General features: G+C 34.3%; 21 protein-coding genes. All 21 read right to left on the reverse strand.

Annotated features, from left to right (window positions below):
* The coding region (locus ABG79_RS11210; RefSeq protein ID WP_160318244.1) for an MCP four helix bundle domain-containing protein at nucleotides 1–1,008 on the reverse strand (1,008 nt) is incomplete at its 3' end.
* Nucleotides 1,009–1,184: 176 nt separating this feature from the next.
* The gene (hemL, locus tag ABG79_RS11215; RefSeq protein WP_057979561.1) at nucleotides 1,185–2,453 is read right to left on the reverse strand and encodes a glutamate-1-semialdehyde 2,1-aminomutase; all 1,269 of its coding nucleotides are present in this window, start codon (nucleotides 2,451–2,453) and stop codon (nucleotides 1,185–1,187) included.
* 127 nt (nucleotides 2,454–2,580) lie between these two features.
* Entirely contained in the window at nucleotides 2,581–3,540 is a 960-nt protein-coding gene (gene hemB, locus ABG79_RS11220; RefSeq protein WP_057979562.1) for a porphobilinogen synthase, read from the reverse strand.
* Between the two features lies 1 nt (nucleotide 3,541).
* Nucleotides 3,542–5,002, reverse strand: coding sequence for a uroporphyrinogen-III C-methyltransferase (gene cobA, locus ABG79_RS11225; RefSeq protein WP_057979563.1), 1,461 nt, complete (start codon nucleotides 5,000–5,002; stop codon nucleotides 3,542–3,544).
* An 11-nt stretch (nucleotides 5,003–5,013) separates the two neighbouring features.
* Nucleotides 5,014–5,877 carry a hydroxymethylbilane synthase gene (hemC, locus tag ABG79_RS11230; protein ID WP_057979564.1) on the reverse strand — a complete coding sequence of 288 codons (864 nt, stop codon included), beginning with the start codon at nucleotides 5,875–5,877 and terminating at the stop codon, nucleotides 5,014–5,016.
* Nucleotides 5,870–6,505, reverse strand: a complete 636-nt coding sequence (locus ABG79_RS11235) for an NAD(P)-dependent oxidoreductase (protein WP_057979565.1) — start codon at nucleotides 6,503–6,505, stop codon at nucleotides 5,870–5,872. Before ABG79_RS11235 ends, hemC begins: the two co-directional genes overlap by 8 nt.
* The gene (gene hemA, locus ABG79_RS11240; RefSeq protein WP_057979566.1) at nucleotides 6,469–7,641 is read right to left on the reverse strand and encodes a glutamyl-tRNA reductase; all 1,173 of its coding nucleotides are present in this window, start codon (nucleotides 7,639–7,641) and stop codon (nucleotides 6,469–6,471) included. Before hemA ends, ABG79_RS11235 begins: the two co-directional genes overlap by 37 nt.
* 4 nt (nucleotides 7,642–7,645) lie before the next feature.
* Nucleotides 7,646–8,377 carry a precorrin-6A reductase gene (cobK, locus tag ABG79_RS11245; RefSeq protein ID WP_057979567.1) on the reverse strand — a complete coding sequence of 244 codons (732 nt, stop codon included), beginning with the start codon at nucleotides 8,375–8,377 and terminating at the stop codon, nucleotides 7,646–7,648.
* Entirely contained in the window at nucleotides 8,374–9,093 is a 720-nt protein-coding gene (gene cobJ / locus ABG79_RS11250; RefSeq protein ID WP_057979568.1) for a precorrin-3B C(17)-methyltransferase, read from the reverse strand. Before cobJ ends, cobK begins: the two co-directional genes overlap by 4 nt.
* Before the next feature lies 1 nt (nucleotide 9,094).
* Nucleotides 9,095–10,045 (reverse strand): cobalt-precorrin 5A hydrolase, encoded by a 951-nt coding sequence (gene cbiG, locus ABG79_RS11255; RefSeq protein WP_057979569.1) that lies wholly within the window; start codon nucleotides 10,043–10,045, stop codon nucleotides 9,095–9,097.
* On the reverse strand, nucleotides 10,042–10,794 hold the full coding sequence (gene cobM / locus ABG79_RS11260) for a precorrin-4 C(11)-methyltransferase (RefSeq protein WP_057979570.1): 753 nt from the start codon (nucleotides 10,792–10,794) through the stop codon (nucleotides 10,042–10,044). The genes cbiG and cobM overlap by 4 nt, the downstream gene beginning before the upstream one ends.
* A 4-nt stretch (nucleotides 10,795–10,798) precedes the next feature.
* Nucleotides 10,799–11,452, reverse strand: coding sequence for a precorrin-2 C(20)-methyltransferase (cobI, locus tag ABG79_RS11265; RefSeq protein WP_057979571.1), 654 nt, complete (start codon nucleotides 11,450–11,452; stop codon nucleotides 10,799–10,801).
* Entirely contained in the window at nucleotides 11,449–12,006 is a 558-nt protein-coding gene (gene cbiT, locus ABG79_RS11270; protein ID WP_057979572.1) for a precorrin-6Y C5,15-methyltransferase (decarboxylating) subunit CbiT, read from the reverse strand. The genes cobI and cbiT overlap by 4 nt, the downstream gene beginning before the upstream one ends.
* The gene (cbiE, locus tag ABG79_RS11275) at nucleotides 11,997–12,575 is read right to left on the reverse strand and encodes a precorrin-6y C5,15-methyltransferase (decarboxylating) subunit CbiE (RefSeq protein ID WP_057979573.1); all 579 of its coding nucleotides are present in this window, start codon (nucleotides 12,573–12,575) and stop codon (nucleotides 11,997–11,999) included. Before cbiE ends, cbiT begins: the two co-directional genes overlap by 10 nt.
* A 4-nt stretch (nucleotides 12,576–12,579) precedes the next feature.
* The gene (gene cbiD, locus ABG79_RS11280) at nucleotides 12,580–13,626 is read right to left on the reverse strand and encodes a cobalt-precorrin-5B (C(1))-methyltransferase CbiD (protein ID WP_057979574.1); all 1,047 of its coding nucleotides are present in this window, start codon (nucleotides 13,624–13,626) and stop codon (nucleotides 12,580–12,582) included.
* Nucleotides 13,617–14,243, reverse strand: a complete 627-nt coding sequence (locus ABG79_RS11285; protein ID WP_057979575.1) for a precorrin-8X methylmutase — start codon at nucleotides 14,241–14,243, stop codon at nucleotides 13,617–13,619. The genes cbiD and ABG79_RS11285 overlap by 10 nt, the downstream gene beginning before the upstream one ends.
* Nucleotides 14,240–14,608, reverse strand: coding sequence for a sirohydrochlorin chelatase (locus ABG79_RS11290; protein ID WP_057979576.1), 369 nt, complete (start codon nucleotides 14,606–14,608; stop codon nucleotides 14,240–14,242). The genes ABG79_RS11285 and ABG79_RS11290 overlap by 4 nt, the downstream gene beginning before the upstream one ends.
* Before the next feature lie 2 nt (nucleotides 14,609–14,610).
* The gene (locus ABG79_RS11295; protein WP_057979577.1) at nucleotides 14,611–15,903 is read right to left on the reverse strand and encodes a cobyrinic acid a,c-diamide synthase CobB; all 1,293 of its coding nucleotides are present in this window, start codon (nucleotides 15,901–15,903) and stop codon (nucleotides 14,611–14,613) included.
* Complete coding sequence (locus tag ABG79_RS11300; protein WP_057979578.1) at nucleotides 15,904–16,707, reverse strand: GHMP family kinase ATP-binding protein; 804 nt, start codon at nucleotides 16,705–16,707, stop codon at nucleotides 15,904–15,906.
* 1 nt (nucleotide 16,708) lies between these two features.
* Nucleotides 16,709–17,737: a pyridoxal phosphate-dependent aminotransferase gene (locus tag ABG79_RS11305; RefSeq protein WP_242859337.1), complete on the reverse strand. Its 1,029-nt coding sequence runs from the start codon at nucleotides 17,735–17,737 to the stop codon at nucleotides 16,709–16,711.
* A 22-nt stretch (nucleotides 17,738–17,759) separates the two neighbouring features.
* Complete coding sequence (gene cbiB / locus ABG79_RS11310) at nucleotides 17,760–18,680, reverse strand: adenosylcobinamide-phosphate synthase CbiB (protein WP_057979580.1); 921 nt, start codon at nucleotides 18,678–18,680, stop codon at nucleotides 17,760–17,762.
* Between the last annotated feature and the right edge of the window lie 2 nt (nucleotides 18,681–18,682).

The following is an 18,682-nucleotide window of genomic DNA, read 5'->3' on the forward strand; positions in this document are numbered from 1 at the left end:
TTCTTTATATACATTCTCTATACTGTCAGTTAAATTTGACATTAATCCTACGATATCCTGTAAATCGCTTGCCTGTGAAGATGAACCCTCTGCCACCTGCTGCATTGTCTTTGCAAGCTCTTGTGATGACGATGCCATCTCTTCTGAATTTGTCAAAAGATTTTCTGAATGTGCAGTTAATTCTACAGCTTTCTCTTGAACTTGTTTAAGCGTTTCCTTTATATTTTCGATAATGTTTTTTAATAAATTATTGACCTGAGCAAGTTCATTTTTGCCCTCTACATCCAATTCTATAGTAAAATCATATTCAGACAATCTTTCAGCAACTTGTTTAATTTTCATTAAAGAATTCTTTATAATTTTCTCTATAATAAGACCTAAAAATACTGAAAATAAAGTAATCAGAATGAATATATAAACAAATGTATTTATAGATTTACTAAATGAAACATTGCTCTTATTAACAACTATTGCCGCTATATCGTCATTAAACTTAATTGAATCGGCAAAGGATTTCTCGATTTTAATGTTCAAATCTTTATAATAACTAATATCCTCAACTGATATGTTTTCCTTATTCTTTAATTTATTCGTAATATTTAAAATGTTTTCTATATACAGCTTATAGTTGTTCTCCAACAAAGATACCATCTTTTTTTGTTCATCATTCAAATTAAATGTTTTATATTTGCTAAGAATTTTGTCTGTATTCTTGTTCTTCCATAAAATCTGTGCTTCTAGGCTAGAATCATAATTATTTGAATATAACATCTGGTCAAAGCTAAGTCTAATCTGATAAAATTCCTTTTCCATCTTCTTTAATTCACTTGCAGGCAGAATCCTATCGTTGTATAAACTATTTATGTCATTTCTCAATGTTTTCATATTATTAATTGCAAGCAATGATATTAAGATTAAGAATATCTCTATTGTCGCAATGAGAATAATAACTGAATTTTTTATTTTAATGTTATTAAGTATTTTTATTGTTTTTGGCATTTTATGCATACGTATCCCCCTAAACATAGCAGCATAATTTTCTATTATTAAAATTATTCAAATTTATTATATATTTATTATTCTACAAATACTTTCTTTTTCCTTCATAATTTTTTAAAAATTAAGTCATATATAATATTATTATAACGAATATAATTGGATAAAGAAATAGGCTGCCATGCAGCCTAAAAAATTTTCTCTATTGTTTCTATAAACTCCTCAATATCCTCTTCTCTATGCCTAATAGATAAAAACAATGCCTCAAACTGTGAAGGCGAAACATAGTGTCCGTTTAAAATCATATTCTCTGCAAACTTAGAATATAAATTTACGTCGCATTGCTTTGCATCATGATAGTTTTCGACTTTTCTGTCAGTAAAAAATGCAGTAAGCATAGAGCCGCATCTGTTTATAGTAATATTTATTCCCCTTTTATTCGCAGCCTCCATCATTTTACTCTCAAGTGTTTTTCCAAGTCCTTCAAGCTTTGTGTAGAATACATCTTTATTCTCATATATTTTATTAAGCGTAGCTAAACCGGCAGCCATTACAATTGGATTTCCAGACATTGTTCCCGCCTGGTAAACCGGTCCAATGGGAGAGAGGTATTCCATAATCTCTCTTTTACCTCCGTAGGCACCGCAGGGCAATCCACCGCCTATAATTTTACCATATGTCACAAGGTCTGGCTCAATTCCATAAATCTCTCGTGCACCTTTGTAGGCAACCCTGAATCCCGTCATAACTTCATCAAAAATTAAAAGCGATTCATAATTTGTGCACAATACTCTTAACTCTTCTAAAAAGTCCTTTTTTGCAGGAACAACCCCCATGTTTCCGGCTATCGGCTCTATCAAAACAGCAGCTATATCATCACCATATTCTTCAAACAATTTCCTAACTGATTCTATATCGTTGTAATCTGCTATTAAAGTATTTTTAACGCTATCAACAGGAATGCCAGCGCTTCCAGGAATTGAATGAGTCATAACTCCAGAACCGGCTGAGACAAGAAAACCATCATAATGGCCGTGATAACAACCTGAAAATTTAATAATCTTATTCTTACCTGTAAAACCTCTTGCAAGTTTTACAGCGCTCATAGTAGCTTCTGTTCCTGAATTTACAAATCTTATCATATCGATATCAGTTGTCTCACAAATAAGCTTTGCAAGATTTAGCTCAAGCTCAGTCGGCGCTCCAAATGCTATCGCATTTCTTGAAGTTTCCTCAATCGCCTTAACAACATCCTCGTCGCAGTGTCCTAAAATCATAGGTCCCCATGCGCCAACATAATCTATATATCTTTTACCATCCTCATCATAGATGTATTGCCCTTTACCACTTTTAAACACAGGAGGATTAATATTAAGTCCCCTGAATGCTCTAACCGGGCTATTAACGCCTCCAGGCATATATTTTTGGGATTCATTAAATATGCTCTCGTTTCTCATATTGTATTTAGCGGTAAAAATTAACCCGCTATTCTTCACCTTCTTTCTGCTAAGACTAGTTTATAAAAATTAAAAGTCCAAACTTTTTACAGTGAAGCTTGGCCGAATTGTCAAACAACTCAAGAAGTCAAGAAATCAAGTGAATGGCACTCAATGCGAAGTAGGTTATTATGATGTCGGCGCCGGCACGTTTTATGGAAGTCAAAGTTTCCATCATGGCGCTCTCCTCGTCTATGTAACCAAGCTTTGCTGCTGCCTTTATCATGGAATATTCGCCACTGACGTTATATGCAGCAATTGGAACATTGAATTTATCCCTTGCCCAGCGTATAACATCAAGGTAGGCAAGCGCAGGTTTAACCATAACGATGTCTGCACCTTCTAAAATATCGTTTTCTATTTCAATCATAGCCTCCCTTATGTTAGCAGGGTCCATCTGGTATTGTTTCCTGTTGCCAAACTTAGGCGCGGATTCAGCAGCTTCCCTGAATGGTCCATAAAAAGCCGATGAATATTTAGCAGAATATGCCATTATAGGTGTGTTTACATATCCAGCTTCATCAAGAACCTCTCTTATCTTTCTAATCCTTCCATCCATCATGTCCGATGGTGCAACCATATCGGCTCCCGACTTAACGTGTGAGAGAGCTATTTTGCCTAGATATTCTAATGTCCTGTCGTTGTCGACATAGCCATCTTCTATAATTCCACAGTGACCGTGGCTTGTGTATTCGCACATACAGACGTCGGTTATTACATATACATCTGATATTTCCTTTATCCTTCTTACAGCCCTTTGAATTATTCCATCATCTTCAAAAGCTCCGGTTCCACATTCATCCTTATGCTCTGGAATTCCGAACAACAATACCCCTCTAATTCCTGCTTCTTCAACTTCTTTGATAATTTCAGGAAGTCTGTCAACGGAATACCTGAAAACTCCTGGCATAGAGTTTATTTCCTCTTTAATATTTTCGCCCTCAATCACAAATATGGGGTATATCAAATCCATCCTATTTACAAAAGTTTCTCTAACAAGGCTTCTAATATTTTCATTAACCCTCAATCTTCGCGTTCTTTTAAACATGCTATCCCTCCAATTCAAGTATCTTTTCTATAATTCCGTCAACAGTATATTTATTTGCCATAAATGAATCTAAACCCAAATATTCAAGTTCCTTTTTAGTTATTGGCCCTATTGAAATAATTTTTTTGTTTACAAGGCATTCCTTTCCATAAAGCTTAATAAAATTTTTTACTGTAGAGGGGCTTGTAAATGTAAAATAATCTACATCTGATAAATCAATATCAATTGCCTCCTCTTCAACAGCTTCATAAATTGGAACTTCATATACTGTGCAACCTGAATTTAAAAGTGCGTCCTTTAAAAATGGCCTTGCATCCTTTGCTCTTGGAAGAAAAACAACTTCTTTTCCACTTAAATGATTCTTAATCTCCTCAAATAGTGCCTCTCCGACATATTCCTTTGAAACTATTTCAGGAAAAATTCCTCTTTTTTTCACTTGCTCTTCAGTTTTCTCGCCAATACATGCAATCTTCGCCTTTATTTTTCTTATATCTATTCTTTTGCTGACTAGATAATCGAAGAATATATCAACTCCGTTTGTGCTTGTAAAAACGATTATATTTGACATCATAATTTTGTCGATATAATCATCAAGGTTGGAGCTCAGGTTCTTTATACTTATAGAATTAGCCTCTACAACCTCTGCGCCTAAATCTAATAATTTTTCCCTGAACTCCTTTGACTGCTCCTTAGCCCTTGTTATGCAAATTCTTTTACCAAACAGCTTCTTATTCTCAAACCAGTTTAATTTTTCTCTGAATTTTACTACATCTCCTACGGCTATAATTGCAGGAGATTTAATTTCTTCCTGCTTAACCTTTTTTGAAATATTTTCTAACTGCCCTACGACAACCCTCTGCCTTGCTGAAGTTCCGTTTGAAACTACTGCACAGCTTTTATTTTTGTCCATCCCATTAATCATGAGATTGTTCACAATATCTTCAATGCTCTCTAATCCCATCAAAAAAACAATAGTTCCATTCAACTTTGCAATAACGCTCCAGTCGTGGCTCAACTCTCCCGCCGACTTTCCAGTAAAGACGTGAAAACTCTGTGCAATTTTTCTATGTGTTATTGGTATGCCTGCATAGTTCAGCGCTGATATAGCTGAAGTAATACCAGGTATCACCTCAAACTCGATGCCCTCATCCAAAAGCCTTAAAGCCTCTTCAGAGCCCCTTCCAAATACATAGGGGTCCCCGCCTTTTATTCTACCGACTGTATAACCACTTTTTGCAAATTCCACGAGCATATCGTTAATCTCTTCCTGAGTCTTGTAGTGGCTTCCGCTCTCTTTGCCACAATAATACAATTTGCAATCGTCCCTCAAATGCTTTAATATGCTTTTATTCAACAATCTATCGTATAAAACTACGTCACATTTTTTCAAAACCCTGATTGCCTTAAGGCTGATAAGTTCCTCATCATAGGGCCCTGCTCCTATTAAATAAACCTTTCCCATGGCATCCTCCATTATAGCAGTGATTTTGCAATTTCCTCGGAAATCTTTATATAATCCTTCTTATCACCTGTTATCTTTCCTTTTTTCAACCTTCCATCCACATCGTTTACGGCTATTATTTCAATCTTATCGTTTATAATTTTAGCATAGGCTCCAACTGCGCTGTGGCATCCACCCTTAAGTATTGTCATAATATTCCTTTCGGCAGCGGTGCAAATTCTTACATCCTCATCGTCTATTTTGCTTATCAAATTCTTTAAAGGATTGCTCTTTAATATCTCAACAGCAATGGCTCCCTGTCCACATGCTGGAACCATTTCATCCACATCAAAGTATTCGGTTATTATACCTTCAAGTCCAAGCCTTTTTAATCCTGCCGCCGCCAATACCACTCCATCTAAATTTTCTCTTTCAATCTTATCTATCCTTGTTTGAACATTGCCCCTTATAGGGACTATTTCGATATCGTCCCTTAAATTTTTTAGCATCTTTGCCCTTCTAATGCTGCTGGTTCCAATCCTTGCACCCCTTTTTAGCTCTTGGAATTTTAAACCCTTCATAGAGACAAATGCATCCCTGGCATCCTCCCTTATAGGAGTTGCGACAATCTCAAATTGCTCCTCAAGTTCAGTTGGAACATCCTTAAGGCTATGAACCGCAATATCAACTTCACCATTTAAAAGTGCAATCTCAATTTCCTTTATAAAAAGTCCCTTGCCTCCAATTTTATCGAGGGAAACGTCAAGTATCTTATCCCCCTTGGTTGTGTAAAAATGTTTAACGCAGTCTATGTTTAATTTTTGCTTTAATATATCTATAACAATGTCTGTTTGAATTTCCGCAAGTGAACTTTTTCGCGTTGCAACTCTAATCATAACAATCCTCCAGAAATAGTTTTAAAACCAGATTATGCTTTCCCTTCCTATACATGAAATAAAAATCCCTACTGTTTAAAAAATTCATAATGTCTTTTCTGTTTATATTTGCTTTGCTTCTTATATTGCTTGTAAAACCAACAAACTCATCAAAATCCATCAAAAAATTGTGCATCCTGTCTGAAAGAAAAACCGACGCCCTTGGATTTCCCATAAATGTGTTAACTGAGTAATATATATTTTTAGTCCTTCCCTGCATAGGCATAAGAGCATTTCCATCCTTGAAATTGCTGCAATCTATATAAATTTTATTCTGCCTCTCGCAGTCATCTCTTATTTTATCCTTAACATCGCCATCAACAGCAATTACTACAATATGCTTATCCTTTAAAAAATCGCTTTTATATTCACCTTTTATAAGCTTTAGTTTGTCTGACTTTAGCTCATAAAACTCGTCTAAAAATTCATTCGATAGAACTTCGACGCTTACATTGTTTTTGATAAAGGATTTTGTTTTAATAAGCCCTGCTCTTCCTGCACCTATTATCCCAGCTCTTATTTTATCAGACAAAAGGGTTAGGCTAATAAAATTCATTCCCTGAAAATCTTCTCTATTATCCTCTTGCATTCTTCTCCCCTGCCATTTATATATTCTTCCTTTAAAACGCTTATTGCCCTTTCGGCAAATGCGTCAGCCGTGCTTTTAAACAGCATTTCTGCTTTTCTAAGGTCTAAATTCTTATATTTGTTCTTAAAGGTCCTAAATCTTTTTTTATATACATAATCGCTGAAATTTTGTATTTGAATAAACAATGGTGTTATTTCTTTTAGCTTTAACCATTCAAAGAAATCGCTCATATATTTATCAATTAAATATTTATTTTTCTCCATTGTTTCTTTTCGTGCGTTTATGTTCTCCTGATTTATATTTGAAATTTCGTCTATATCCAATACGGTAACTCCATGAACATCTCTGACATCTTCCTCAACATCCCTTGGAACTGCAAGGTCGAATATCAACATTTCTTTGTCGATATCCTCTTTTTTAATAACCGTATGGGGTGCTGAAGTTGCCGAAACTATTGCCTCGACATCACGAATGTAATTTTTCCAATCCTTAAATTCTATAAATTTAACCTTTTCATCAATATTCTCGGATTTGCCTATATCCCTTATGGCTATATAAACTTTTTTTATATCCTTTGACAAAATATATTTTAAAACAAGCTGACCAACTTCACCATATCCTAATATTAGAACATTTCTTATATCCCTATTTTGTATTTCAGAAGCAACGATAGATGCAGATGAAACTGGGTATTTGTTAAGATTTGCCCTATTCCTAAATTCCTTTCCACATGCAACAGCCATTTCAAAAAGCCTGTTCAATACGCTGCCACAGGTTCCTGCATCCCTTGCTATTTCAAGTGAATGCCTAACCTGTCCTAAAATCTGTTCTTCTCCTAAAATAAGAGAGTCAAACCCACATGCAACCTGCATTAAATGTTTTACTGCATTTTTTTCTTCATAAATAAAAACATATTCCTTAAAATTAGTCCATCCTAAAATATTGAGTATTTCATCATAGTTTAAATCTTCAGATGATAAATATACCTCAGTTCTATTGCAGGTGCTTATTATAACAGCTTCTTCAGTGTATTTTAAAAGCGCATAGAGTTTATCTTCTATTCTCTTTTCAATTATGGACAATTTTTCACGTATCTTTATATCAACCTTCGGGTTAACTCCTAAAACTGCAATCATTTTCTCACCACTCATTTTTAAAAATAAGCTCCATTATTTCATTTAAATTATTAAATCCTTCTTCCTTTGGTCTTCTTATGACAAGGGGGGCTATGTTAAGCATTTTACAAGCTTGAATTTTTTCAACGCTTCCTCCCTCAACTCCGCTGTCCTTCATCACAACATATTTTACTCCAAATTCCTTGAACAATGCGGCGTTTAATTCTATTGAAAATGTTCCCTTCATAGCAATTATATCATCCATTGGGACATTATAAATTCTGCATTCTGCTATGCTGAATTCTGCAGGCAATACCCTGTATATAAATCTTCTGCCCCTTTTTATTTTTTCAAAAACACCTATGTTTTTTGAGCCTATTGTAAAGAACACATTCCCTTGTTTATCTTCTAAAAACTCTGCACACTCTTCAAAATCATCGAACAAAAGTGCCCCATCAAGTTCTATGTCATTCCTCAGATACCTTATATATTTAATGTTCATCTTTTCAGATGCCTTCCTTGCATTATCAGATACTTCCTTTGCAAATGGATGGGACATATCTATTATTAATTTTATTTCATTTTTTATTATGAATTTTATCATATCTTCATAATTCAATCTTCCAGAAACCACATTAAACGCTTCAAACTCCTTTTCTCCTTCGTCTGTAGCTACAGTTGCAATATATTTAACTTTGTCGTGTATATTTTTAAGCAGCCTTTTAGCATCGGAAGTTCCTGATATAACCCATATCAAATATTATACCCCCTTGGAGTTATTATATATCCATCCTTAATAAATGTGTTGCTATTCCCTATTATTACTGTAGTCAGCATATCAATATCATCATAGTTTATATTTTCAAGGGTTGTTATTGTTTTAACTTCTCCATCACGCCTTGCGTTTTTAACAATCCCAACAGGTGTTTTGGGGCTTCTATATTTTGAAATAATTTCAATTGCCCTTTCCATATTTGTAACTCTTGAGTGGCTTTTGGGATTGTAAAGTGCAATCACAAAATCGCCTAAAGCAGCGCTCTCAAGCCTTTTTTCAATAACTTCCCATGGTGTTAAAAGGTCGCTAAGGCTAATTGTGCAAAAATCGTGCATCAGTGGAGCTCCAAGGCTTGCTGCAGCCAAAAATGCAGCCGAAATCCCAGGAACAACTTCTATATCTATGCTGCTATCAAGTTCCAATATAAGCCCTGCCATACCGTAAAGGCCAGGATCGCCTGATGAAACGATTGCAGTATCCAATCCTTCCCTAACATACTTTATAGCTGCCCTGCATCTTTCAACCTCGCTTTTCATGGGAGTTTGATAAACTTCCTTTCCTGTTAATAAATCTTCAATAAGCTTTATATAATGAGTATAACCCACTATAACCTTTGAAGCGTCGATACACTCTAAAGCCCTTATAGTTAAGTCCTCTCTTTTTCCCGAACCTATCCCTACTATATATAATTTAGCCATTTTAGCCCTCCTTAGAAACTGCAATGGTAACACCATCAAAAGCAGTCTTTTTTACAATTATTTCATTCCCCATCAAATAAGCACATGGCTCTGCTACAGATGTAACTCCAATATTATTTTCAACAAAACTGCTTTTTTCAAAATACTCTTGAACTGATTTTATCTCACCTAAAGTAAAAAACATTACTGGTAGTTTCATCTCATCGCAAAATTCCAATAGGCCAATCTCGTCCCTTTTTACCTCAACTGTTCCTATTTGCTTTATGCTTTTTATGCTAAGATTGTTCTTTTTAAAAACAAATTCAATAGCATTTATTATTTTTTCCTTTGAAACTCCCCTTCTGCATCCTATACCAACGTTTAATATCCTTGGCCGTAAAATACAATCACTATCGTAATCTGTTTTCTCTCTATATGTTATAACAACTTTTTTAGTAGCATCCTTTGAAATGTATGGATAATCAATATTCAATTCAACATCTGATATAATATCGATATACTCTCCCCTTAACATAGATGCCGTTACTTCCTTTAGCTTTTGAGCATCTTCAATGTAGAAGTTATATCGCTTTGCAATTAAATCCAGCGCCACAAATCCCCTTGAGTCGGAAGCTGTTGTTATTATAGGCATAGCATTTATTTTTTTTGCAACCTCGTTGCAAAACTCGTTTGCCCCTCCGTAGTGACCTGATAATAGGCTTATGCAGTATCTTCCCAAATCGTCTACGACAACAACTGCCGGGTCGCTCCATTTATCTTTTATAAAAGGTGCTAATGTCCTTACTGCAATACCCGTTGCCGATATGAATATTATTTTATCAAATTCATTAAATATGTTTTCTAAATTAGTTTTATAGTTATGCTTTGAAAAAAGAAATACATCATCAAAACTATCCTTTATTTTATCTGCAATTAATTTACCCTGGTCAGTAAAATAAATTGCCGCAATCATCTCTTAGCCTCCCTGAAGGCGTGTTGGAAATCCTTTGAATAAAGAAGGCTCTTAGAACTTAAATTAAGAAAATTTCCAACAAGTATCTGTGCTGTGCTTTTAATTCCTACCTCCCTAACCTTGTCTGAAATATCCTTCAAAGTTCCAGTAATTATCTTTTCATCCCTCCATGTCGCCTTATAAACTACAGCAACTGGAGTATTTTCATCTCCATAGCCCCTTATTAGCTTTTCAACAACCTCTTCTATGTTTTGAACCGATAAAAATATTGCCATTGCAGTTCTATGCCTTGCAAGAAGCTCTAAATCCTCGCTTTCTGGAACTGGTGTTCTTCCTGACAGCCTTGTAATTATTATGCTCTGTGAAATCTCTGGAACGGTAAACTCCCTTTTCAGTGCAGCACAGCTTGCTGTGAATGAACTTACTCCCGGGATTACTTCATATTTTATACCTAATTTATCAAGCTCCACCATTTGCTCCATTATTGCTCCGTAAATAGTAGGGTCTCCCGTATGCAGCCTTACGATTATTTTGTCATCATCATTATATTTTTTTATTTTTTCAATAATCTCATCTAATGTTAATGGTGCGCTGTCAATAAATATCGCACCCTCCTTGCAGAAATTCAGGTGTTCTTTTGAAACAAGCGAACCTGCGTATATTACAACGTCTGCACCCTCAAGAACCTTCCTGCCCTTGACAGTGATTAAATCTACATCTCCCGGACCTGCTCCAATAAAATAAACCATCTTATCACTCCTTTTTTGCAAGCAGTAAGGATAAGTAATCCTTATCCTCTAATATGGATTTATCGTCTGTGTAAAATGCTTCCCCGTCCAAAAACAACCTTTTAACGTAGTAATATTTAAACCCGTTTGCCTTCAACTTTTCAAGTGCAGATTTGTTTTTATTAGCCTTCAAAAATACCGCCCCATCGACCTTTTTTAATATTTTTTCATCAACATCCCTATCGGTAACTAATACAGCCTCTCCCTTTATAGAAAAGGGAATTTTAAGTTTTGAAAAGGCCGCGCTAAAGGATGTTACTCCAGGTATTATTTCTACTGCTACCTCATATTTCTTCAGCTCTTCATAAAGATAAATAAATGTGCTGTATGTTAAAGCATCTCCAAGAGTTAAAAACACTCCAATATTCCCATCCGATAGTTTATCATCAATGATTTTTGCAGCCATCTTATAATTTTCGCTGTTTTCTTCCCCCATAGGGAATTCAAGATATACCTTTTCTTTATCCAATATATATTCTTCTGTAATTTGTTCAGCAAGGCTCTTGCCTTTGCTGGAGGGTAAAAAAATTACATCTGAATTTTTTATCGCCTTAATCGCCTTAAGTGTTATAAGTTCCTTATCTCCAGGTCCTATTCCTACTCCAATCAGTTTTTTCAACTTTGCACCTCCAAACATTTAACTGCCTTAACTACAAAAATTGGATTATTTGCCTTCAAAAGTCCATTTTCGTCCATCCTTGAAACAGAAACAAGGCTTGTTGCAACACTATATCCTTTTGAGCTCATATTTTCAATAAATTTATTTGCATTTGAGAGTTTAATAAAATTTGCAACAATTATTCCACCTCTTCTTAATTTTCTATCAACAATATCCACAATATAGTCCATTTCATTTCCACTTCCGCCTAAAAAACACTTATCAAACTCCAAACCATTCAATACATCTTCCGCCTTTGCATGGATAATCTCTATTTCAACCTTAAACTTTTCAGCATTTTTCCTAATAAGTTCTAAAGCCTCTTTATCTCTTTCTATAGCAACTACATCGGCACCTAATAATGCAGCCTGAATAGATATGCTTCCGGTTCCTGCACCTATATCTACAAATTTATCCCCTTTGTTTATGTCAAGAAGAGCAATGCTAATACTCCTGACTTCAAATTTAGTCATCGGAACCCTGTCCCTTAAAAAGTCCTCATCCTTTATAAACATGTTTCCACCACCACTATTGATAAGTCTGATATATTTTCAAACTCATCCCCTATATTTTTTTCTAATATCAATTCATCTTCATATGAAAGGTTATATCCTGCATAAATTTTCCCATTAAATCCCTCTTCAAATAATTTATTAGAAATATATTCTGGAGTGAACTTATCATCAGTAAAAATAATGGTTATTCCATTTTTATTTACATCTGATAAATCTCCCCTTCTTCCATGAAGACTGATAATTTTAGCATCATTCCAGCTCTTTTGAAGTTTACACATCAAATACTGAAAGGATGATATCGATGGAACAACTCTATCTATTTTAATCCCCCTTCTCTTTAGAAATTCAAGGGCGCTGTATAATGTCGGGTCCCCCGATACTACAAATACAAAATCCTCTTTAATTTCTAAAAGTTCCTCAAACCTTTGAATGTATTTTATTTCCCTCAAACTTTCCAAATCCTTGCCGACCCTCTTAAATGCAACAACCATTTCTGCATCGGTTATAGTTTCGATTGCTTCATAGCTTGCGTATCTTAAATTTCCTGGACCAATTCCTACTACAATCATATAATCACCCTAACATTCTGAAGGTATATATTATAGCTTCAATACTAAATGTTTCATCCTTTAAATAGGCCTTTATTCTATCTTCGATTCCCTTTTTCATATTATCTAGGACTTTTGCGTATTCAGAATCCATAATATAATTTGCAGCCTCTTCGGCAGTTTTAAACGATTCAATCTTATTTATTACATCAATGCCTGCTCCTAACTTGGCTAGATAATAAACAAAGGATTCCATCCTCGAATCAACTATTTTGCTATGGGTGTTAAAGGCACCAATTGAAATCTTGCACATTTTTCCTATGTGTCCAACAATTTTTATTTCCCTAAAGCCAAGCTCCTTTGCGTATAATAGAGCATCTCCTACGTAGTTGGAAGTTTTAACAACCTCTCCCTTAAGTCCTATCTTTTCAATATAATTTTCACCGTGGTTTCCGAAGGTGAAAATTACCTTATCAGTTCTTTTAACTATCATCTCAAGTTCCATGTATATAGTCTTTTTCATGGCATCATCCGACATTGGATAAACAATTCCCTTAGTTCCTATAATTGAAATGCCGCCTTCTATTCCCAGCCTCGGGTTATATGTATTTTTTGCAACCTCAACACCCTCAGGTGCAAATATTATTACATCTACTCCCCTTTGTGTAACCTCCCTAACAGCCCTTTTAATCATCTCCCTCGGAACCTTATTGATAGCTGCCTGCCCTTTTTTGCCATAGGGAGAGTCTATAATAAACCTTCCAACTCCTACTCCACCGTCTATATTTATAATATCATCCTCCCTAAATCTTACCTTTGCAAATATCTTTATTTTATCTGTAGCATCTATATCGTCTCCTGCATCCTTTGTAACACAGGCTGTCCCAAAATTATCTTCAACCTTTGTTTCGTCAACTTTTATATTCAATATTAAATCCTCTGGAGTTTTTATATCGACGGTTTCAACGCTTTTTTCTAATAGAGCAAGCAATGCAGCCTTTGTTGCAGCAGCGGCACAGCTTCCTGTTGTTATACCACATCTTAACCTTTTACCCTCATGAACTATAAACATCTTTCCACCGCCAGATATTGAATTGCATTTAATATAGCTGCTGCAACATTGCTGCCTCCCTTAGTGCCAACAGTTGAAATTGATGGAACATCTATTTTTCTCAACTCTTCCTTGGATTCGGCTGCTCCAACAAATCCTACAGGTACTCCTATAATAAGCTTTGGATTTAGTGTTCCATTTTTTATGTGCTCTATTATCCTGAAAAGAGCAGTTGGGGCATTGCCTATTACAAATATATCCACTCCATTCTGTGCTGCAATGTCAACGGCAGCCATGGACCTTGTTATTCCCTCTTCCTTTGACCTTTGAAATACAAGCGGATTATCTACAAAACAATCTATGCTGCAGTTTATAGATTCAAGTGTCCTTTTGTTTATCCCAGAATAGGCCATGCGCGTGTCGGTGAATATTTTGCAGCCTTCTTTAAGTGCCTTTATCCCAACTTCTACTGCATCCTTTTTAAATCTTAATATGTTTTCGTATTCGTAGTCGCCTGTAGTGTGAATTGCTCTCAAGACTACTGGCAATTCTAATTCGCCATGGGTAAATTTTAAATTTGGCATTATAATTTCAAAGCTTCTTTTCTCTATCTCATTAGGATTTTTAATATACATCATATTCTTACCCTCTTATCCTCTAATCGTTCCTTAAGTATCTCAAGCATCAATGGATGAAAATCAATTGGTCCTACAAATTCTATGATTAAGTCATTATACTTTTCCTTTGCACATTTCAACATTTCTGGGACATCCTCTTTTATGTGTATTCCAGAATATAAAAAATATGGCATTGCAATTATTTTTCTAACTCCGTCGCTATACATATTTTCAATAGCCATCTCTATCCCCGGTCTATTAAACTCCATGAACGTTGGATATACTTTCATTCCAATGAATTTTTCAAATTCCTCTGCCACCCTAAAAAATGTTTTCTCTGCCTCATTGCTTCTGCTTCCATGGCTTATAAGTAATATTGCTTCCATCGCTATTCTCCCTTCATATTGCTTATTATATTTTCAATTATATTAAAACTTCCAAGAAAACTAACGTGCTGATACATAGCAAAGGTATTATTAACCTGATATCCGCACTCTGTTATCCTGTTTCCCATTGTTTTTTTAACCGTCAATAGATTTACACAGTTAATTTGGGATAATGATTTATGAAATTCATGTCCTGTAAACTTATCTCCCTTTTTCCCGATAAGGCAGTCATTTTTTATTTCAACATCTACATATCCAAAATTTTGCAGCCTATCGGTCATATAACTTATACCGTCAAATACTCCCGTCATTTCAAACCCATCTATTTCCTTTGTTAGATACATCAATCCTCCACATTCTGCAAATATATATCCACCGTTTTGTGAATATTGTCTTATGGAATTTAACATTGTTTTATTTCTGCTAAGTTCCTTTTTGAAAACCTCAGGATAGCCTCCTCCGAGATATAAAAAATCGCACTCAGGCAATTTATCATCTTCAATAGGCGAAAAATATGTAACATCAAATAAAGAGTTCAATATCTCTAAATTCTCCCTATAGTAAAATGAAAAAGCCTTGTCCATTGCAATAGCTGCCCTGAAACCTGTTTTATCATATTTTGCTTTTTTAAATGCTTCAACATCCTTAAATAGAGACAGCATTGTCTCTATATCGATATTTTTCTTTATATTTTCAGCCATAGTATTAACCTTTTTATCAATGTCTTCAATTTCAGAGGACTGGATTAGTCCTAAGTGTCTCGATTGAAGAATATAATCATCTTTTTCTTCTATAAAGCCAAGAACTTTTATATCCACATGCTGTTCTAAAGCTGACTTTAATAGTTCATAATAGTGCTTTGATATTCTGTTGAATATTATTCCCTTGATATTTCCTGCAAAATCCACCATACCCTTAATTTTTGGGATGGCTGAAAACATCTCGCCCTTAGGAGTATAGATTAGAACAGTATCTAAATTTAAATTTTTTGCTATGTTAAAGCTTGAATTTTCAAATGTATTGTATATCCCATCAAAATATCCCATAGCACCTTCTACGATACAAAGGTCCTTTTCCACATCTATGGCATGCTTTATATCCCCCTGAAGATGCATATCAAGGTTCTGTGCCATATATTTTGCTGCCCTTCCTAAAAATGCTGTATCTATGTAATCTGGACCTGTCTTGCATGGAAAAACAGTATAATTCAAATCCATTAATGCCTTTATTAACCCTGATGTTAATATGGTCTTTCCGCTTCCGCTATTTGGTGCTGAAATCACTATCCCCTTCATCTAATCACCTTCAGTTATTTTTTCTAAAGTCTTTACCCAGTATTTTTTATAACCTGCTATTTCAAATTCTACTTCCCTCTTTTTATCGTAAATTATCCCCAGCATATTTCCACTGTGGGCACCTATTATTCCAAGCCCATCAGTTTTTTTCATAATATTTAATACATCATCCAGTATATTATACCTAAGCCTTTGCTGATTCCTAATAATGCTGCTGGTTGATACCTCAGCTAAGTATTTTAAATCCCTTTTTGTTACTGCCTCTTTTAAAATTTGGTATAGGTCATCAACTTTTGAAAGGTCGTTTTTTACTTCATTGTTGAATTTGATTGTGTCTACTCCTTCCCTGCCCTCAAATACAAGAACGTCAAATTCAAAATAATCGCCTATTTCCTCAAAGAAAAGTCCATTTTTATAATCAAATGCTGTTGCCCTTTTGAAAATGATGCTGTCGGTAGGCTCTATCTTAATAGTTTCTTCTATTAGTTCTTCAATATTATATTTTCTCCCAAAATAATTTAAAATGCAGTGATATAAAGCACATAAATCTGCAGTGCTGCTGGCAAATCCCTTTTCCTTTGGAATATTAGAATGGATTTCAAAGCCTAATTTTTCTTCTATTCCCCATTTGTTTAATAAGTTTTCTAAAAATTTACGACTTTTATAGTAATTGTTCTCTTTATTTTCTTTTATAATTTTTACTTTTGTATATATATTTATAGGGAAAGAAACTAAAATATCTATTCCGTTAACTTTCCCTTGGAGTATTTCTCCTACGCTTCCTGGATATTTGCATTCATACATATCATTCACCTAATATATCTATTAATTCTTTTAAAATCAAATCGTTATATTCCCTTGATTTAATTGCTATCCTAATATAGCTTTTATCGAGTCCATCAATGTTTGAACATTTTCTTATCAGTATTCCTTTTTCTAAAAGCCTGTTATATATAAAGTCTTCATCATATTTTAGAAGTTTAATAAGTATAAAGTTTGCGTCGGTTTTATATGCCACTATATTTTTTATTTTTGATAAAATGTTGAGCATATATTGTCTTTCTTCATTTATATATTCTTTGCTTTTTTTTATGTAATCCTTATTTTTAAATATTATTTCAGTTGCAGCATCTGCAAAACTGTTTATGCTCCAAGGAAGTTCAATTTCTTTATATCTTTCTGCCCAGTTTGCACTAACCTTAGCATAGCCAAGCCTAATTCCTGGAAGTGCAAAGAATTTAGTTGCAGCCCTTATTATGCATATATCATCAAAATTTTTTAAAAGTTCAATGCTGTCATAATCATAGGGACAAAACTCATAAAAGGCTTCGTCGAGCATTAAAAAAGCTCCCTTTTCTTGTGTGATTACAGCTAAATTAATTAACACTTCCCTATCAATCCTTTTACCATTTGGATTATTAGGATTTCCTAATATTATTAAGTCTTTGGGCCTTATATTGTTTTTTAATTCTTCAATGGCGATTTCAAAATTTGAATCATATTTAAATTTTCTGACCTCTTTATTTAATGCCTTTGCCCTTAGGACGTATTCAGAAAAGCAAGGGGTGAATACAACTACTCTATCAAAAAAGAGTATAAAATTATTGATAATCTCTACTGCTCCATTCCCTGCTACAACTTGGCTTGGCTCAACATTTAGATAATCAGCTATATTTTTTTTGAGCCTTCTGTATTTAATGTCAGGGTAAACAGATACCTCATCAAAGCATTTAATTAAATATTCCTTAAGCTCAGGCATGACTCCAAGCGGATTTATGTTGCTCGAAAAATCTATAACTTTTTTATTGTGCGAATATATATCTCCTCCGTGCATCATACTGCCTCCAGAATTATCTTCATTTTTTTAGCAAAAATGCTATTGTTAAAAATATTAATTCCGTTGTAAACATTATATTTATCGTCCTTTTTATATCATCAGATGTAAGTTCCCTTATCTTATCTCCAATAGTTGGCTTTACCATTATCTGTCCAAAATAGTAGTTGGTACCTCCAAGTTGAACACCCAAAAGTCCTGCAACAGCCCCCTCGGGATAGGCACAGTTTGGACTCTTATGATTTTTTCTATCCCTTATCATAATTCTTAATGCCTTGAATATATCGTATTTGAAAATTCCAGATACAATCATCAAAATTCCAGTAAGTCTTGCAGGGATAAAGTTGAACAAATCATCAGTCTTTGCTGGAAAATATCCTATATATTTATATTTGTCATTAATGTAACCAAGCATTGAATCCATAGTGTTTACCATTTTATAAACGAATGCAAAAGGAGTTGCAAATAAAGCGTAGAATAAAGGCGCTATGACGCCATCTGATGTGTTTTCAGCAACTGTTTCTACTGTTGCTCTTATTATCTCGCTTTTAGATAAATTATTTGTGTCCCTTCCCACTATAAAAGATAGCCTGTATCTTGCCTCCTCAATGGATTTGTTGAGTGCTTGGTAAATTTTAATAGCCTCATCCCTTAAGCACCTTGCAGCTACTGTTGTGTATAAAAGATAAATGTTTACTGCATGATAAATATATTTATTGAAGCTAACAATCTTCAGTATCATGAACGGAACTATAAATGCCAACGAAATGTTTAAAATTACAATTAAAAATCCAGCAAAATACAAAGATTTATCTTTGAAAAATTTTCTCGAAATCTTTTCTTCAATCGATATCAATTTCCCCATCAATTTAACTGGATGAGGGAAGTTATACGGGTCGCCAATTATTAAATCTAATATACAAGCAATAACTATATCAATCATAC

The sequence above is a fragment of the Caloramator mitchellensis genome, from assembly GCF_001440545.1.
In the GTDB taxonomy this organism is placed as follows: Bacteria; Bacillota; Clostridia; order Clostridiales; family Caloramatoraceae; genus Caloramator; species Caloramator mitchellensis.

What these genes read in the sequence shown, in the direction of transcription:
- hemL (WP_057979561.1), bottom strand. Translation starts at nt 2,453, where the DNA reads ATGAGAAACGAGAGCATATTTAATGAATCCCAAAAATATATGCCTGGA.
- hemB (WP_057979562.1), bottom strand. Translation starts at nt 3,540, where the DNA reads ATGTTTAAAAGAACGCGAAGATTGAGGGTTAATGAAAATATTAGAAGC.
- cobA (WP_057979563.1), bottom strand. Translation starts at nt 5,002, where the DNA reads ATGGGAAAGGTTTATTTAATAGGAGCAGGGCCCTATGATGAGGAACTT.
- hemC (WP_057979564.1), bottom strand. Translation starts at nt 5,877, where the DNA reads ATGATTAGAGTTGCAACGCGAAAAAGTTCACTTGCGGAAATTCAAACA.
- ABG79_RS11235 (WP_057979565.1), bottom strand. Translation starts at nt 6,505, where the DNA reads ATGCAAGAGGATAATAGAGAAGATTTTCAGGGAATGAATTTTATTAGC.
- hemA (WP_057979566.1), bottom strand. Translation starts at nt 7,641, where the DNA reads ATGATTGCAGTTTTAGGAGTTAACCCGAAGGTTGATATAAAGATACGT.
- cobJ (WP_057979568.1), bottom strand. Translation starts at nt 9,093, where the DNA reads ATGGCTAAATTATATATAGTAGGGATAGGTTCGGGAAAAAGAGAGGAC.
- cbiG (WP_057979569.1), bottom strand. Translation starts at nt 10,045, where the DNA reads ATGATTGCGGCAATTTATTTTACTGACCAGGGTAAATTAATTGCAGAT.
- cobM (WP_057979570.1), bottom strand. Translation starts at nt 10,794, where the DNA reads ATGGTTTATTTTATTGGAGCAGGTCCGGGAGATGTAGATTTAATCACT.
- cbiT (WP_057979572.1), bottom strand. Translation starts at nt 12,006, where the DNA reads ATGTTTATAAAGGATGAGGACTTTTTAAGGGACAGGGTTCCGATGACT.
- cbiE (WP_057979573.1), bottom strand. Translation starts at nt 12,575, where the DNA reads ATGATTGTAGTAGGAATTGGTCCAGGAAATTTAAGATACGCAAGCTAT.
- cbiD (WP_057979574.1), bottom strand. Translation starts at nt 13,626, where the DNA reads ATGTTTATAGTTCATGAGGGTAAAAGGTTAAGATGTGGTATAACAACA.
- ABG79_RS11285 (WP_057979575.1), bottom strand. Translation starts at nt 14,243, where the DNA reads ATGATGTATATTAAAAATCCTAATGAGATAGAGAAAAGAAGCTTTGAA.
- ABG79_RS11290 (WP_057979576.1), bottom strand. Translation starts at nt 14,608, where the DNA reads ATGGAAGCAATATTACTTATAAGCCATGGAAGCAGAAGCAATGAGGCA.
- ABG79_RS11295 (WP_057979577.1), bottom strand. Translation starts at nt 15,903, where the DNA reads ATGAAGGGGATAGTGATTTCAGCACCAAATAGCGGAAGCGGAAAGACC.
- ABG79_RS11300 (WP_057979578.1), bottom strand. Translation starts at nt 16,707, where the DNA reads ATGTATGAATGCAAATATCCAGGAAGCGTAGGAGAAATACTCCAAGGG.
- ABG79_RS11305 (WP_242859337.1), bottom strand. Translation starts at nt 17,737, where the DNA reads ATGCACGGAGGAGATATATATTCGCACAATAAAAAAGTTATAGATTTT.
- cbiB (WP_057979580.1), bottom strand. Translation starts at nt 18,680, where the DNA reads ATGATTGATATAGTTATTGCTTGTATATTAGATTTAATAATTGGCGAC.